The sequence below is a fragment of the Streptomyces sp. NPDC027672 genome, from assembly GCF_055566335.1.
Genome location: NZ_JBVHSO010000005.1, coordinates 476,838 through 491,749, shown reverse-complemented (window position 1 = coordinate 491,749; position 14,912 = coordinate 476,838). Strand labels below are relative to the sequence as shown.

The window sequence follows — 14,912 nt, the reverse complement described above, 5'->3', positions numbered from 1 at the left end:
ACGGGGTGGCGTCGTTGAACACGCCGACACCATCACCACGCGCTCTGGGAGGGAACACATTGACGCCAGTCGAACCAGACAGCGACGAGGCCGCGAAGTCACCGAAGGCCGCAGCTCCAGCCGGTATCTCGGACGCCGAGCGCGAACTGTACGGAGGCCGGCTGCGCTACGACCAGTCCTACGTCCGGCACGCGGGACCGCTGACCCGGCTGGGTTTCGGGTCCATGGCGGCCGCGCTGCCCCGCATGGTGGGCATGGTGCTGCGCACCGGCTGGGAGACGGACCGGCGGGCCCTGACGGGGGTCGTGGTCGCTCAGCTCGGGCAAGGCGTGACGGCCGGGTGGGGACTGGTGGCCGTCAACAGCGTCCTCACCGAGCTGTTCGCCGACGGTCCGACCGCGGACAAACTCCGCGACACATTGCCGTCGCTGGCGGCGCTCGCCGTCGCGGCGGTGGCGACCGCGGTGCTGTCGGCGTGGTCGACCGCCATGTCCGGCCGGCTGGAGCCGCAGGTCGAACGGGCGGTCTCCGCCCGGTACTACACGGCCGTCACCGGTGTGGAGGTGGAGGCCACCGAACGGCCGGAGGTCCAGCGCGTCCTGGAGGCGGGGAAGTTCGGCACGGACTCCGCCCGCAGCATGCTCCGGCTCTCGGTGGGCGTGGGCAGTGTGGTGATCGGCATGGCGGCGGCAGCCATCGTGCTGGCGTCGCTGCACTGGGCGCTGCTGCCGATGCTGCTGGCCATCGCCCTGCCCAAGGGGTGGGGTGCGGTGCGCTCCGCCCGCCGTGACTACATCTCCCGCCTGAACTGGGTCGACCACCGCAGGGCGATCGCCTCCCTGCTGGCCTATCTGACCCGCCCGCACGCCGCGGGCGAGATCCGCGTACACGCCGCCGGCACCAAGCTGCTGTCCAGCTACGAGGAGATGTCGCGGCAGACGGAGGCGGAGCAGCGCCGCCTGGCCCGGGCGCAGGCTTCCACGGATCTGGTCGCCGGCGGCTTCGCGGGGCTGGCGTCGCTGGCCTGCTACGGGGTGCTGTGGTGGCTGCTGGCCGGCGGTGGCCTGCCGCTGGCCGTCGGCGGTACGGCGGTGATCGCCATCCGCACCTCGACGGCGCGGCTCACATCGCTGGTGCAGCAGGTCAACCGGCTGTACGAGGAGCTGCTGTTCCTCACCGACACCGAGGACGCCATCAAGGTGGCAGGCGAGAACGCCATCCCTTCCTCCGGCACCCCGCTGCCCTCACCGGCGCGGGAGGTGCGGACGGAGGCGGTGTCGTTCACCTACCCGGGAGCCGACGGTCCCTCCCTGCGGTCCGTGAGCGTGCGGGTGCCCCGGGGGAAGGTGACGGCCCTGGTCGGCGCGAACGGTTCGGGCAAGACCACCCTGACCAAGGTGTTGGCCGGGCTGCTGCTGCCCACTGAGGGGAACGTGTGGTGGGAGGGCGAGTCCGGTGAGCGGGTCGAACTCCGCGATGCCGACCGCGCTCAAGTCTTCGGCACCGTGGGGCTGCTGGCCCAGGACTTCCCGCGCTGGGAGATGACCGCGGCCGCGAACGTGGCCATCGGGGTGGGTGACCGCCCCCGGGACATGGACCGCGTCCGCGAGGCCGCCGAGGACGCGGGCGTACTCGGCCTGATCGAGGGCCTGCCGCACGGCTGGGACTCGATCGTGTTCAAGGGGTACGAGCGCGGCGTCCAGCTCTCGGGCGGGCAGTGGCAGAAGCTGGGAACCGCTCGGACCCGGTATCGGCGGGCGCCGTTCCTGCTCGTCGACGAGCCGACCTCGGCCCTCGATCCCCACGCGGAAATCGCCGCGTTCCGGGGACTGTGGTCGCTGGCGGAGGAGGGGCACGCGGTCGTGCTCGTCACCCACCGGCTGGCCGCGACCATGAAAGCCGACCACATCTACGTACTCGATCAGGGGCGCGTCGTCGAAGACGGCACGCACGAGGGACTGATGGCCCGCGAAGACGGCCTGTACCAGGCCATGTTCACCGCCCAGGCCGCCCAGTACGGGCTCGCGCCCGCGGCCGGCACGATTCCCGGCCCCCGCGGCACCCAGCCGTCCGACCACGAGCCGACTAGCTGACCCACCAGCGCGACCTCCGCAACCCGGCCCTTAGGTAGAAGGCGAGACGACGCGCATGCCACCCAGCTCCTCCGCAAGCCGTAAGGCCGTCGAGGCGCACCTCGGCCGCCATCACGTCATTTGCAGCGCCGTCGTCATCGACCGCCGGCGCCGGGTCCTGCACATCCGGCACCGGACCCCCGGCCTCGTGCTCACCCCCGGCGGTCACATCGAGCCCGGGGACCGCAGGCTGCTCGCCGCGGCGTTGCGCGAGGTGGCGGAGGAGGTCGTGACCGCGCCAGGGGCCCCCTGGCAGCCGGCCGCGCTGTACGCCGCCACGCATCCCGAGTCCGGCGTCGGCCTGCTCCGTCCGCTGCTCGAAGGCGCGGGCAAGAGCGTCCTCGCCGTACCGGACTCGTATGTGACCACCAGCGTCGATGTCACCCCCTGGGCCGGCACGAAGTGGGCGGCGGTCCGCGCGCACCGCGGCGAGGTCGCGCGCGATCGGGCTCTGCCCGGCATCCTCGCCCGTCTTCCCGAAGCCGACCGCACTCAGATCATCCAGACCGAGCACTTCACCCGTCTCACCCCGGGCCCGGCGAAGGACGACTCAGCACATCTGACCATCTGACCCTTGTCGTGCTCGCGCCTTTCACCGTGCGCGAGCAAACACCCACCGATCGGAGAGAGATGACGACGACTTCCGCGCGCGACGAACGTTCCAGTGTGGCCATGACCGAGGAGGCATACGGGGCACTGCGCGCCTCGGCGGCCCTGTGGGCCGGCACCTCCGTGCTGATCACCAACCAGCACGGTCGGATCCTGCTCCAGCGCGTCAGCTACCGGTCCACCCGACTGCTGTCCGGCGGCGCCGTCGACAAGGGCGAGTCCCCCGCCCAGGGTGCCGCCCGCGAGCTGGAAGAGGAACTCGGCGTCACGGCGACCGTCACCCACGGGCTGGCTGTCGACTGGGTCTCCCCCGCCGGCCGCACAACGTCCCCGGCCATGAAGTTCCCCGGCGAGCTCCTGCACGTCTTCGACGGCGGCATCTGGGACGAGGACCAGATCGCGGCGATCCGGACCGCACCGGGCGAGATCGAGGACATCGAGTTCGCCGAACCCGCTGACCTGCCCGCTCTGATGTCGCCGGGCGACGCGCGCCGCGCCCTGTCCGCACTCCGCGCCCGCATCAACGGCGCCGGACCCGTGTTCCTGGAGGACGGGCTCCCGCTCTCCCCCACCGTCCTCGACCGGGTCGGCGTCCTGCGGACCGCCCGAGCCCGTCACCACCTGCCCTTTCATCCCCTCTCCCAGCCCGGCGACTTGACGGTCCGCCAGTCCTGGGTCTGGGCCTTCGCCCCGGACGGGCGAGTCCTCGTCCTCCTTGACCCCGACACCGGTGCGGCCTGCCTGCCCGGCGGCACACCGGAACCCGAGGACGATGGGGACCCCACGGCGACTGCCGTCCGCGAGACCCGTGAGGAGGCTGCCGCCGAGTTCGCCGGCGTCCGGTACCTCGGGTACCTGTCCGACCCCGACGATCCCTGCGCGCGCGTACGTTACGCCGCCGTCCTCACGTGCCTCGGCCCGGCCCCGGTCGATCCGGCCATCGGCCGCATCTACGTCCGGATCCTGGCCACCCCGGAGCAGGCCCTGGAACTCTTCGACTGGGGGCCATCCGCGGCCCGGCAGCTTGAGGCGGTCCACCAGGCCCGCGTCCTTCTCGGCATCCCCAAGGCCGCTCACCAGCCCGTCACCGAACTCGTCGGCTCTGTCTCCTGGTAGCGCTCCTGCTCGCAGCGGATGGATAACCTGTTGACCGCGACCCCCTAGGCAGTACGCGCGGGCTCGGTCTGCCCGGCCGCAGCGAACCTCTCAACGGCCGTCCGGTTCACCTTCCGTCCGCGGACGGGGAAGGGGCGGCGCAGCCGCGGCATGGGGCGGACGGCGGCGCGGCGGGCGGGCGGGCGGGCGGGCCGGTCTATCCATCGGCTTCCGTTGGCCTGCCACTGTGGGCCGGTCACCGGGCTGGTCGTTCATCGATATCCTTCCGGTATGTCATCGCCCATACCGCCCGCTCACGGCGTCCCTTCCAGTAGTTCTGTGGCCGCAGCACCGGGTCGTCGGTCCAGGTCTTCGCTGGCCGCTGCTCTCGTGGCGGGGGTGGTTCTGGGTGCCGGCGGCGTCGGTATCGCCTGGGCGCTCATCGGAGATAACGGCTCCGCCAGTGACGGAGCCGCCGGTGACGCCCAGCGCGCCTGCGTCGCCCTCCAGGGCTTCGACGAGTCGGCCGACATGGATGACGAGGCGACTAGGGTCTGTTGTGAAAGTGCTGGTCACAGCCACTCGTTGATGGCTGCGACCAGCACGCTCGCTTCGTAGCGGACGGCGAGTTTGTCGTACCGGGTGGCGACGGCCCGGTGGCGCTTGAGCCGGTTGATCCCGCACTCGACCGCGTGCCGCTGCTTGTAGTCGTCCATGTCGAACTTCGGCGGCCGTCCGCCACGCGATCCGCGCCTGAGACGGTTGCGGACCCGGTCTGCCGGCACCGGGATGGTGGCCTTGATCCCGCGTCTGCGCAGGTAGGAGCGATTGCCGCGTGAGTCGTACGCCTTGTCGGCCCTGCCCGGTCCGGGCGCTTGCGCGGCCTTCCGAGCCCCAGCCTCGGCACCCGGATGGCTTCCAGGACCGGCTCGAACTGCGGAGAGTCGCCCCGCTGCCCGGCCGTGATCACGACGGACAAGGGCTTTTACCCTTGCTCGACCGCGAGGTGGACCTTGCTGGTCAGTCCGCCGCGGGAGCGTCCGAGGCCGTGGTCGGCCGGCTCGACGAAGATCCCGCCGGGCGGCTCCTTCTGGAGGTCCCCCTTTTCGCCGCTCCGGCGGCGTGCTGGTGGGCCCGGCAGACGGTGGAGTCGACATTGATGTCCCAGGTGATCAGCCCCTTCGCATCGGCCTCGGCCTGGAGCCGGGTGAGGATCCTCGCCCAGGTGCCGTCCCGCTGCCAGCGCCGGAACAGGTCATAGACCCGGTCCCACGGCCCGTAACGTTCGGGCACGTCCCGCCAGGGAGCACCGGTCCGGGTCCGCCACCGTATGCCGTCTATCACAGGAGGGGACTCCGCACCCTCAGTTACGCCTGCTTGAGGGGAGGTCTGTGTCGTCCAAGGCGCCCCGAGCCGTGGACGTGAAGCTGCCGAGGCGTTCGGAGGCCGTGGTCACCTCGACGGCGTGACGCTCCACGTAGTCGACATCGCGATCCGGGGCATCGCCGACCAGCGCTCGTGCAGCCATCTTCAGAGCGCTGCGGGACTCGTTGGCCGGGCAGTCGACCGGGCGAGCCCACCGGTATCAAAGCCGGTCTCGTTCGGCGCGGTACGACGGCCAGGCCCACGGCGTGAGCCGGACAGGCAAGCGCCAGTGCGGGGAGCGCGACGTAGGCCTCGAAGTGTGCCCCGCGATACGCAGGTGGGTCGCGGCGGCGATGTTCCCGGGCCTGCCGTTGGTCAGGACAGGAGGCACCGTATCGATGGCGCGGGCGTGCTGCCGGGCAGTCGCCGACGGCGGCCAAAGGTGCCGACAGGCGTGGGGTGACCGGATCACTTATGGTGGGAGGCGGTGAGCGGGAGGCTCACCCTCTCGGGGCCATCTGGTCCGCAGTCCCGGAGAACACTTCGACCCGTGGGGCCGTGAGTACGCCGGCCACGTCATCTGTTCCCATCCTGTTCCCAGCGCATCCCGCTGGCCGCTCCTGTTCTGACCGACCACCGGAACCGATCACGCCGTCCGGCTCCACCCGATCCGTCCGCGGTACCCGGCCAGATTCCGCCGCCGGGCGCCGTCCGGACGGCCGGCGGGAGCCCGGGTCCACCGGCGAATCGAGAAACGGAGGGACCATGGCAGCATTCCGCGTGACTCTGAAAGCCGCGTTGTGCACGGCCGTCACCTTGCTGATGGCCGTCATCTGGACGCAACCGGCGAACGCGTGGACCTGGGCCAGGGCGGTGACCGTGTACAACGGTTCCGGCCTGTGCGTCCGAGGAGACGCGGGAATCGACCACTCGCGACCCGGCACGCTGTCCGGCAACCTCGCGTACTCCGACACCTACGCGCTCACCCAAGGGTGCGGGACCGGTCTGCCCCGGCCCGACGGCTGGGCCGCCACGCGAGCCACCGTCTACCGGTGGAACGGCTCCGCCTGGGCGGTGTGCCGCGCCAGCGACTGGAAGTACGGCGCCACGGGCCAGGCGGGAGGCGAGTTCCCCGGACCCTATGGGCCGGAGATGGTCTACAACTGGGGCGGCTGGCAGGCCTGCGGAGAGGGCTACTACGGGACCCTCGCCTCGGCCTACGTCTGGGACGGCTCCGCATGGCGCGGCGGCGGCGTCTGGTCGGGCTACGAGTACGCCTCGCCCGCCGGGTTCCACGGTGGCCGGCCGAAGGCGCCCGAGAAGGCTCCCGCGCGGCACGTCGCCAAGCCGCCCTCCGTCCACCCGCCGATGCACCAGCACACTCACTGACCGTCTCTCGCGAGTCGGGAGCTGGGGTTCATCCCCAGCCGCAGTCCAGGGGCCGGTTCCGGAGGTGTCCGAGACCGGCCCTCGGCTCATGCTCGGGGACCGGCCCGCTCAGTCGTCGGGGCGGCCGCGGAACAAGTCGGCGGCGGGCGCCCCGTGTCCGGCGTTCCCTCCCCAGGGCGCGCCCGGAGTCGTGGGGCGCGCGCTTTGCGGGCAGGCGGCAGTGATCTTCATGTTCCGTCAGGGGAAGGGGGCGTCACCTCGTGACCATGCCCGCACGCCGCATACGACCACGCGCCGGCCGCCGGTCGTTCGACCTACGCGCGACCGCCCTGTTCTTCGTGCTTCTCGCTCTTGCCGTGTGTGTCCTCGGTTTCGCCGTCCGTAGGAGTGGGAGGCGCCCGCGCCGAGCGTCGCGTCCGCCGGTGACCGGCACCTCGCCGACGCCCGTCTATCAGCTGCCGCCGCGTCCAACACCTGCGGCCGTCCCGGCTTGACACCCCTCGGCAACAGAGGCTCAAGCCGGGCCCACTGGTCGTTCGTCAGATCCCCACGTCCCACAGGACGTGATCATCAACGAACAAGATCCACTTTTGCGACAGACCCTAGGACCGTTGCCCTCAACCGGCTTGCCGGCGCCGTCGTACTGTCCGCTGCGGCGGCGGCCGGTGAGCGTGAGTACAAGCCCTTGGCCGATGCGCTCCAGCGGGTGCAGAACCAGCAGGTGCGCTTCGCCGACTTCGCTGAACCCGGGCCCCGCAAGGATCTGCAAGCGGCCCGGTCCTTGTGCGCCCGTCTCTGACGGACACCCGGGGCCCCGCCGAGCCGTCGCGGTAACAAGCGTGCGCGGACGACGATGACGTCCGGGAGCAGTCACCCGCCTCAAGCAGGTCCGCGCGATCGCCATCGCTTCGGCGGACTCGCCGGTCCTAGCGGCGGGAGTACATGGTCCCGCCGAGCGCCCAGTTCTCGCGTTCGACCTCCTCGATGATCACCCAGACGTCCTCCTCCTTGGCGTCGCAGGTGCGCACGATCGCCTCGGTCACCTCCTTGACGAGGGCTTCCTTCTGGTCGGAGGTGCGACCGGGGAACATCTGCACGCGGATCATGGGCATGGGGTTCTCCTCAAGGGGGTTGGGGATCGGTGGGTCAGCTGAGCGGAGCGACAAGGTGGGGCTGGCCGGGCTCGACGATCCATTCGACGCGGCCCGCGGCGTGCGCCTGCTCGATCGCCTCCCGCGCGTCCGCCTGCTGGTCGGCGCACCGCACGGGGACGGTCACGAGCAGCCGGCCGGCGTCGCGACCGGCCGGGAAGCGCAGCGTCGAGGTGTCGACGCCCGCGGCGCCGCCGAGCAGCCGGCCGCGGTCCGCGGCCGGTCCGTCGGCGAACGGCGCGAGCACGCGCTCGAACAGCTCCGCCAGGACGCCTCGTCGGGACTCGGCCTGACGCGTGCCGGTGACGGCGACGGTCAGGCCCCGGTGCACGGTGCGGCCCGCGCCGGTCACGCGTGCGCGTCGGTCAGGCGGCGCGGGTCGAACAGCGAGATGTCGTGGGTGCTGGCGCCCTCGGTGGCCAGCTGCGCGATCACCTCGCCGAGCGCGGGGGCGAACTTGAAGGCGTGGCCCGAGGTGCCGGCGGCGACGGTGATCCGGTCGCTCTGGGCCGACGGGCCGATGATGAAGCCCAGGTCGGGCGAGTTGTCGTACATGCAGACGCGGCTGCGCAGGTAGCGGCCGGGCAGCGCCGGGATCCGCTTGGCCAGGAACTCCCGCACGGCGTCGACGTCCTGCGTGCTGACGTGGCGGTCGAGGGAGTCCGGGTCCGCGAGTTCGCCACCGCTGTGGATGCCGGCCTTGACGCCGCCGGAGGGGCCGTCGACGGCCGGGTGGCCGTAGCCGACCGTGCCGCTCTCGCCCTCCCAGATCCAGTACGGCTGACGGCCGGGGTAGAAGTCCTCGGCCCGCGAGACCGGGTCGAACCAGAGCATCACCTTCCGCAGGACCTTGATGTGCGGCCGGAGTTCGGGGAGCAGTTGCGGGGCCCAGGCGCCGGCCGCGACCACCAGGCGGTCGGCCTCGTACACGCCGGTCTCCGTGCGCACCCGCACACCGCTGCCGGTGTCCGAGAAGTCCAGCACCTTCTCGTCGAACCGCAGGTCGGCGCCGTGCTCGCGGGCGAGATCGAGGTGTGCGGTGACGACCTGCTCGGGACGTACGTAACCCGAGGACGGGTCCCACACGGCGACGTCGCCCGGCCCGGGGTTGAACTCCGGGAAGCGCGCGCGGATCTCGTCGCTCTGCAGGTACTCGAACTCCAGGCCCGCCTCCCGGGCCGAGGTGAGCGCGGCGGGCACGAGCGCGCCGCCGGCCGGGCCGACGCAGATCCCGCCGGTACGGTGGAACAGCGTCTCGCCGCGGATCTCGCCGAGCTCGTCCCAGAGGTCGTAGGCGCGGTCGAGCAGCGGGACGTACCCGGCGCCCATGAAGTACGCCTTCCAGACCCCGCGGCTCTCGCCGTGGCTCGCGCCGCGCGCGTGCGCGGGCCCGAACCGGTCGATGCCGATCACCCGGCTGCCGCGCGCGGCCAGGTGGTAGGCCGCGGCGCTGCCGAGCCCACCCAGGCCGACTATGAGGACATCAGCGGTTTCGGTCACGCTCTCTCTCACTCTCCGGTGGTGGCGGTCGGGGCGGCGGTCCTCATCAGGTCACTGACCTCCCGGCGCAGCCCGACCGGGCTGGCGGCGAAGTGCGCGACCACCTTGTCCCTGGTGTGGTCGGCCTGTTCCTGGCTGAGCTTGAGCATCGTGTCGACCGACTCGACGGTGAAGCGGAAGGCGCCGACGCCGTCGACGATCTTGTCGAAGTAGTCGAGCGACGGGCCCGGGTCCCAGCCGAGGCCGTGCTTGGCCTCGAAGGCCGCCACCGTCCAGCGCACCACGTCGAGCGCGTCCTCCCGGGCGGGCATCGGGTGGATGCGGCCCTGGACGTGGGTGGTGGCGAAGTTCCAGGTGGGGGCGGCCGGGGTCCGCTCGTAGACGGCGGCGGAGACGTAGGCGTTCGGGCCCTGGAAGACCAGGGTCGCGTGCTGCCCCTCGTACAGCGTCTCCCAGTGCGGGTTGGCCCGGTTGAGGTGGCCGTAGAGCGTGACGCCGCTCAGCGACTCGATGTCCTCGGGCTCGGTGGCCGGCGGGAAGATCACGGGCAGGTGCGTGGCGAACGGCACCGCGGGTCCGTTGGTCAGCAGCAGGGCCAGCGGGTACTCGCGGATCAGCCGGACGGCTTCGGTGTCCGGGGACTGGTAGACCTTCGGAACGAACATCTCGTGCGTCTCCTTTCTCCTGGGCGCCCGTCCGGCCTCCCGGAAGCCTCCGGGAGGCCGGTCATCGAGCGGGCGCGGTGAGGACCTGGGAGGGACCCCCGGCCGTCACGGCGGCGAGGATCTCGCCGGCGCGCACCGCGGTGACCGAGAGCAGCGTCGAGGCCAGGCCGTGGGTGTGCTCCGTCGGGCCTTGCAGGTAGATCCCGGCGCGGATCCGGTCGGTGGTGACGAGCCGGTAGTCGCGGTCGAGGTGCGGGCGGGACTGATCGTCCAGTTTGAGCTGGTCGGCCAGCGAGCCGAGCAGGGTGAGCGGATCGGCCGGGCGGTATCCGGTGCCGAACACGACGGCGTCCGTCTCGAACTCGGTCAGCTCCCCGGTGGGCAGGTGCTCCACGACCAGCCGTACCGCGTCGGCCTCCTGCGACAGCGAGGCGAGCCGGCTGACGTTCATCATGACCAGCCGCGGCTGGGTGCCCTGCACCTGCTCCCGGTAGGACCGCGCGTACAGGTCCTGGATCAGTTCGAGGTCCACGACCGCGTAGTTGGTGTTGCGGTGGTAGTCGACCAGCCGGCGGCGGACGTGCTCGGGCGCCACGTAGTACGCGTCGACGGCGTCGGGGTCGAAGATCTGGTTCGCGAACGGGGAGTCGTCCGACGGACTGTACCCGTAGCGCTCGAACACGGCCCGCACCACGGCCTCCGGGAACCTCCCGTGCAGGTACGCCACCGCCTCGGCGGCGCTCTGCCCGGCACCGACGACGGTGAGGCTGCGCGGCGCGACGGACTCGAACTCCGGCAACCGGTGCAGCAGTTCCGAGGTGTGCCAGACCCGGTCCGACCGCTCGACGCCGTCCGGCAGCCAGGGCTGCAGACCGGCGGCGATCACCACGTTGCGGGTACGGTGCACCTCCTCGGCCCCGTCGCGGTGCACCACGACGTCGAGCAGGTCGACGGTCCCATCCGGGCCGGGCACCGGGCGGATGTCCACCACCTGCGCGCCGTAGCGCACCAGGTGCCCGACCCGCTCGGCGCACCACGCGAGGTAGTCGTGGAACTCGGTGCGCAGCGGGAACAGCGACTTCTGGTTGATGAACGCGGCGAGCCGGCCCCGGTCCCGCAGGTAGCACAGGTAGCTGTGCGGGCTGGCCGGATTCCGCATGGTGACCAGATCCTTGAGGAACGACACCTGCATCGTCGCCTCGTCCAGCAGCATTCCGGTATGCCAGCCGAAGGCCGGCTGCCGCTCCAGGAACAACGCGTCGCACCCGGCCGTCTCGCCCGCTTCGTCCAGCGCGAGCGCGACGGCCAGATTTGACGGTCCGAATCCGACGCCGATCAGGTCGAGCACCGCTTCCGGCATGGTGGGGCTCCTCTGACGAAGTGGGGAACGGGTTGCGTCCCGACGTGCGCGATGCCCCCGTGGACTGTGGTGCAGCCGGGACGGGACCGTATTCATCCTTGATCGGGCCGTCCCGCTCAAACAAGCAGCGCTGTCGGCGATGGCCCGATCACGTTCCGCTTTGGCCGGTTCGAACCCGAGCCCGACTGGCTTTGTCGCCCATCAGATTGCTTGTCCGCAAAGAAGGCTGAGAATCGGTCATGTACGTCCGGGGGCCAGGGTCTTTCGGCCAGACGGCGCCTGCTGGTCATGCCCGGGCCGAAGTCGATTTCCTGCGGCTTTCCAGGGGTTCGGCCGCGCCACCCGCGCCCCCGGAACACCCGCTTCGTAGTGATCCGGCCACCTCAGAGATCACGGCAGATACGTGCGGGCACGGAGAGAAGCTCGTACGTCAAGACAGACGCCGCCGACGTCCAACCGTGGCCTTTCGCACGGGCGTAAGCGTATGCGAGGCATTTGTCGATTACGTCCCGGCTGATACCGAAGAGCGTCCTGGTCTCGTACTGGACCTGTTGGACCACGCGTGTCCTGAACGCGTGACGGGACGCATCGTAAGAGATCGGCGGAGCCTTCGCTGCCGAGGGGGCGTAGGGTCTCGTTCTTCGTTCGGCGCAGCTGGTCGTCGAGCGCCGGCAGAGCCTGCTGCCGGTGCTCGGCGTTCACCTTGTCGGTGTGCCAGGACCAGTACCACAACGCGCCGAGTACGGTGCCGAGCACGACGATCAGCACGACCAGGACGGTCAGACAGCCGATGGTCATCCCACGCTCCAGCCGCGCCCGCCATGACCACCCGATCACGCCCGTGAACCCGGCTCGTGACGGGAGCGTAGCCTGTCGTCCCCGCGCCCTTCGGGTGGAACGATTCGAGGCTGCGGCAGATGTTCTGCCCCGGCTTGGGGATGCCGGGGCCTGGGTTGGCGGGGTCTACGGTGACACACGCGTGAGAGACCGTGGCACCGCCCGGGCGCCGGTCGTCGGCGTCCGGGCGGGAGGGCCGGGGTCGGACCGGGCCGCTCGGGTGTGGTGTCAGCGGGAGTCTCCGAAGATGAACCCGCTGAGGTACGCGTGGAGTTCGTCCTTCGAGAGGTCGCCGCTGCCGTCCGTGTCGAGTTGCTCGAAGGTGCCCTCAATGCGGTCCTGGGACACTCCCCATGCGCGGTGGTAGCGCTCGAACTCGCTCTTCGAGACCTTGCCGTCACCGTCGGTGTCGAACAGCGTGAAGAGCTGTTCGGCGAAGGGTGCCAGGATGTGCTGGACGGCTGCCGGCTCGGCGGAGGCGTAGTAGTCGACGTACTCCTTGCGGCTGACCTTGTCGCCGGCGCCCAGGCCGAGGTCTCCCTGGAGACCCTGCCAGAGATCGGTGCTCACCTCCCGGAAGCTCTCGTGCTGCGGCGAGCCGGCGGCGAAGCCGAACCGGCCGGCCAGCCGTTCGGCCAGCGACTCGATGTCCGCGAGGCTCAGCTCGCCGCTACCGTCGAGGTCTATCAGATCGAAGGCCTTGCTCACCCTGCTGCGCTGGCTTTCCGTCTGCTCGGTGCCCATTTCCCGTCCCCACCTTTTCATCGCTCCCGGCGTATCATTCGACTGAAGAGTAGACACGCCGACAAACGCGGTTCAATGGTCGGAACGGGCGCATATCAAGACGGCCGGATCGGACGTGCGATCCGGTACGGTCCGTTGACCGTGTTCTTTTAGTCGATGATGGCCTGTTTCGGCTTCGCGGCACGGTATTCGCTGTTACGGTCGTGCACGGGCTGTCCATTCAGCGCACCGCCCAGAGAAGGGGGTTTTCCTTCATGGCTCATCAGATCGGTTCGACCGACGTCCTCCTCGCGTATGTCAGAGACGTGTCCCTGCGTGACGACGAGATACTGAGAGGGCTGCGGGACGAGACCGCGCATCTGCCTGGCGGTACGACCATGCAGGTGATGGCGGAGGAGGGTCAGTTGCTGGCCCTTCTCGTCGGCCTCACCGGAGCCCGGTCGGTGCTGGAGATCGGCACCTTCACCGGTTACAGCACGCTGTGCATGGCCCGCGCACTGCCTTCCGGCGGTGAAATCGTGACCTGCGACATCACCGAACGATGGCCCGAAATAGGCTCCCCGTACTGGAAGCGGGACGGTGTCGAGGACCGGATCCGGCCGCGTATCGGAGACGCCTCGGACATCCTGGACGAGTTGCTGACGGAGCGGGGCGCCGGAGCGTTCGACCTGGTATTCATCGACGCCGACAAAACCGGCTACCCAACCTATTACGAGAAGTCGCTCGTGCTTACCAGGAGCGGCGGTCTTCTGGTCATCGACAACACGCTCTTCTTCGGTCGCGTCGCGGACCCGGAATACGACGATCCCGACACCGTGGCCATTCGTGAACTCAATGCGGCGCTCGCCTCGGACGAGCGGGTGGACATCTCCCTGCTGCCGATGGCGGACGGCATCACTCTGGCCCGCAAGCGCTGAGCGGTGCCACGAGCGGGGCGGCCTCGGCGCGTGGGGCGCGCGCACCGAGGCCGTCCCGCCGGGGTCAGACCAGTCGGACGGCGTTCACCTTGATCGTCGTCGACGCCGGGCGCGGCTCGGGCCGTAGATGGAGGCGCTGCAGGTCGTCGGTGGCCGCCCGTGGGAGTGCGGCGGCGCACGAGCAGGTGCCGTCGTCCTGGAAGCCCGCGAAACGGTAGGCGATCTCCATCATGCGGTTGCGCTCGGTGGGCCGGAAGTCGGCCACCAGATGGGTGTCCGCGCGGGCCGCCTCGTCGATGAGCCAGTTGAGGATCGTCGCACCCGCTCCGAACGACACCACGCGGCACGAGGTGGCGAGGAGTTTGAGGTGCCAGACGTCCGGCCGGCGCTCCAGGAGCAGTACGCCGACCGCGCCGTGCGGGCCGAAGCGGTCCGTGAGCGTGACCACGAGGATCTCGTGACCGGGATCGGTGAGCAGCCGGCGCAGGTGGGCGTCCGAGTAGTGCACCCCGGTGGCGTTCATCTGGCTGGTGCGCAGGGTGAGTTCCTCCACCCGGGACAGTTCCTCGCCGGTGGCGCGGACGATGCGCAGGTCCAGTTCCAGGGAGCGCAGGAACTCCTCGTCCGGGCCGGTCGCCTCGGCCCGGGCGGCCTCGCGCCGGAAGCCCGCCTGGTACATCTGGCGCCGCCGCGCGGAGTCGACCGTCCGCAGGCGCGGGGTGAACTCCGGGCGGCCGGGCAGGGTCACGGCGGCCTCGGCGTCGTAGCAGCGCACCTCGGGCAGGTGGTAGGCGACCTCGGCCCGCTCGGTGGGCTGGTCGTCGATGAACGCGATCGTGCCCAGGGCGAAGCCGAGGGTGTCGGCGATCCGGCGTACGGCGGCCGACTTGGGCCCCCAGCCGATCTCCGGCAGTACGAAGTACTCGGCGACACCGAGTTTCTCCAGGCGGGCCCACGCCGTCTGGTGGTCGTTCTTGCTGGCGACGGACTGGAGGATGCCGCGGGCGTCCAGATCCACGACGACCTCGCGGATCGCGTCCGGCAGCGTCACCTCCCCGTCCTCCAGGAGGGTTCCCCGCCACAGGGTGTTGTCGAGGTCCCAGACGAGGCATTTCAGCACGGGGGCGGTGGTCGTCACTGCGGTTCCC

At 70.6% G+C, this 14,912-nt stretch carries 14 protein-coding genes; 5 read left to right on the top strand and 9 right to left on the bottom strand.

Annotation, left to right across the window (positions count from 1 at the left end):
- Positions 1 to 161: 161 nt before the first annotated feature.
- From ACZ4SV_RS15485 to ACZ4SV_RS15475, 3 genes are all read left to right on the top strand, one after another.
- A complete protein-coding gene (locus ACZ4SV_RS15485; RefSeq protein WP_468004810.1) occupies positions 162 to 2,093 on the top strand; it encodes an ATP-binding cassette domain-containing protein in 1,932 nt (643 codons plus the stop codon).
- Between the two features lie 55 nt (positions 2,094 to 2,148).
- Positions 2,149 to 2,703 carry an NUDIX domain-containing protein gene (locus ACZ4SV_RS15480; protein WP_468004664.1) on the top strand — a complete coding sequence of 185 codons (555 nt, stop codon included), beginning with the start codon at positions 2,149 to 2,151 and terminating at the stop codon, positions 2,701 to 2,703.
- A gap of 101 nt (positions 2,704 to 2,804) precedes the next feature.
- Entirely contained in the window at positions 2,805 to 3,857 is a 1,053-nt protein-coding gene (locus ACZ4SV_RS15475) for an NUDIX hydrolase (RefSeq protein ID WP_468004662.1), read from the top strand.
- 551 nt (positions 3,858 to 4,408) lie between these two features.
- On the opposite strand, the gene ACZ4SV_RS15470 is transcribed toward ACZ4SV_RS15475, so the two are convergent.
- Both ACZ4SV_RS15470 and ACZ4SV_RS15465 read right to left on the bottom strand, forming a co-directional pair.
- Positions 4,409 to 4,639, bottom strand: coding sequence for a hypothetical protein (locus ACZ4SV_RS15470; protein WP_468004808.1), 231 nt, complete (start codon positions 4,637 to 4,639; stop codon positions 4,409 to 4,411).
- Positions 4,640 to 4,856: 217 nt separating this feature from the next.
- Positions 4,857 to 5,180 carry a transposase gene (locus ACZ4SV_RS15465; RefSeq protein WP_468004660.1) on the bottom strand — a complete coding sequence of 108 codons (324 nt, stop codon included), beginning with the start codon at positions 5,178 to 5,180 and terminating at the stop codon, positions 4,857 to 4,859.
- A gap of 786 nt (positions 5,181 to 5,966) precedes the next feature.
- Here ACZ4SV_RS15465 and ACZ4SV_RS15460 point away from each other — a divergent pair.
- The gene (locus tag ACZ4SV_RS15460; protein WP_468004658.1) at positions 5,967 to 6,590 is read left to right on the top strand and encodes a hypothetical protein; all 624 of its coding nucleotides are present in this window, start codon (positions 5,967 to 5,969) and stop codon (positions 6,588 to 6,590) included.
- 926 nt (positions 6,591 to 7,516) lie between these two features.
- Here the strand turns inward: ACZ4SV_RS15460 and ACZ4SV_RS15455 are convergent.
- From ACZ4SV_RS15455 to ACZ4SV_RS15430, 6 genes are all read right to left on the bottom strand, one after another.
- The gene (locus ACZ4SV_RS15455; RefSeq protein ID WP_365878957.1) at positions 7,517 to 7,702 is read right to left on the bottom strand and encodes a 2-hydroxymuconate tautomerase; all 186 of its coding nucleotides are present in this window, start codon (positions 7,700 to 7,702) and stop codon (positions 7,517 to 7,519) included.
- 34 nt (positions 7,703 to 7,736) lie between these two features.
- Positions 7,737 to 8,093: a hypothetical protein gene (locus ACZ4SV_RS15450; RefSeq protein WP_468004656.1), complete on the bottom strand. Its 357-nt coding sequence runs from the start codon at positions 8,091 to 8,093 to the stop codon at positions 7,737 to 7,739.
- Entirely contained in the window at positions 8,090 to 9,241 is a 1,152-nt protein-coding gene (gene solA, locus ACZ4SV_RS15445) for an N-methyl-L-tryptophan oxidase (RefSeq protein ID WP_468004654.1), read from the bottom strand. The genes ACZ4SV_RS15450 and solA overlap by 4 nt, the downstream gene beginning before the upstream one ends.
- Before the next feature lie 8 nt (positions 9,242 to 9,249).
- Positions 9,250 to 9,906 carry an FMN-binding negative transcriptional regulator gene (locus ACZ4SV_RS15440; protein ID WP_468004652.1) on the bottom strand — a complete coding sequence of 219 codons (657 nt, stop codon included), beginning with the start codon at positions 9,904 to 9,906 and terminating at the stop codon, positions 9,250 to 9,252.
- Between the two features lie 61 nt (positions 9,907 to 9,967).
- A complete protein-coding gene (locus ACZ4SV_RS15435; protein WP_468004650.1) occupies positions 9,968 to 11,266 on the bottom strand; it encodes a lysine N(6)-hydroxylase/L-ornithine N(5)-oxygenase family protein in 1,299 nt (432 codons plus the stop codon).
- A gap of 1,065 nt (positions 11,267 to 12,331) precedes the next feature.
- Positions 12,332 to 12,847: an EF-hand domain-containing protein gene (locus ACZ4SV_RS15430; RefSeq protein ID WP_468004648.1), complete on the bottom strand. Its 516-nt coding sequence runs from the start codon at positions 12,845 to 12,847 to the stop codon at positions 12,332 to 12,334.
- Positions 12,848 to 13,101: 254 nt separating this feature from the next.
- Here ACZ4SV_RS15430 and ACZ4SV_RS15425 point away from each other — a divergent pair, with 254 nt between their 5' ends.
- On the top strand, positions 13,102 to 13,764 hold the full coding sequence (locus tag ACZ4SV_RS15425; protein WP_468004646.1) for an O-methyltransferase: 663 nt from the start codon (positions 13,102 to 13,104) through the stop codon (positions 13,762 to 13,764).
- A gap of 64 nt (positions 13,765 to 13,828) precedes the next feature.
- On the opposite strand, the gene ACZ4SV_RS15420 is transcribed toward ACZ4SV_RS15425, so the two are convergent.
- Positions 13,829 to 14,902: an HAD-IIIC family phosphatase gene (locus ACZ4SV_RS15420; protein WP_468004644.1), complete on the bottom strand. Its 1,074-nt coding sequence runs from the start codon at positions 14,900 to 14,902 to the stop codon at positions 13,829 to 13,831.
- Between the last annotated feature and the right edge of the window lie 10 nt (positions 14,903 to 14,912).

What these genes read in the sequence shown, in the direction of transcription:
- ACZ4SV_RS15480 (WP_468004664.1), top strand. Translation starts at nt 2,149, where the DNA reads ATGCCACCCAGCTCCTCCGCAAGCCGTAAGGCCGTCGAGGCGCACCTC.
- ACZ4SV_RS15475 (WP_468004662.1), top strand. Translation starts at nt 2,805, where the DNA reads ATGACCGAGGAGGCATACGGGGCACTGCGCGCCTCGGCGGCCCTGTGG.
- ACZ4SV_RS15460 (WP_468004658.1), top strand. Translation starts at nt 5,967, where the DNA reads ATGGCAGCATTCCGCGTGACTCTGAAAGCCGCGTTGTGCACGGCCGTC.
- ACZ4SV_RS15455 (WP_365878957.1), bottom strand. Translation starts at nt 7,702, where the DNA reads ATGCCCATGATCCGCGTGCAGATGTTCCCCGGTCGCACCTCCGACCAG.
- ACZ4SV_RS15440 (WP_468004652.1), bottom strand. Translation starts at nt 9,906, where the DNA reads ATGTTCGTTCCGAAGGTCTACCAGTCCCCGGACACCGAAGCCGTCCGG.
- ACZ4SV_RS15435 (WP_468004650.1), bottom strand. Translation starts at nt 11,266, where the DNA reads ATGCCGGAAGCGGTGCTCGACCTGATCGGCGTCGGATTCGGACCGTCA.
- ACZ4SV_RS15430 (WP_468004648.1), bottom strand. Translation starts at nt 12,847, where the DNA reads ATGGGCACCGAGCAGACGGAAAGCCAGCGCAGCAGGGTGAGCAAGGCC.
- ACZ4SV_RS15425 (WP_468004646.1), top strand. Translation starts at nt 13,102, where the DNA reads ATGGCTCATCAGATCGGTTCGACCGACGTCCTCCTCGCGTATGTCAGA.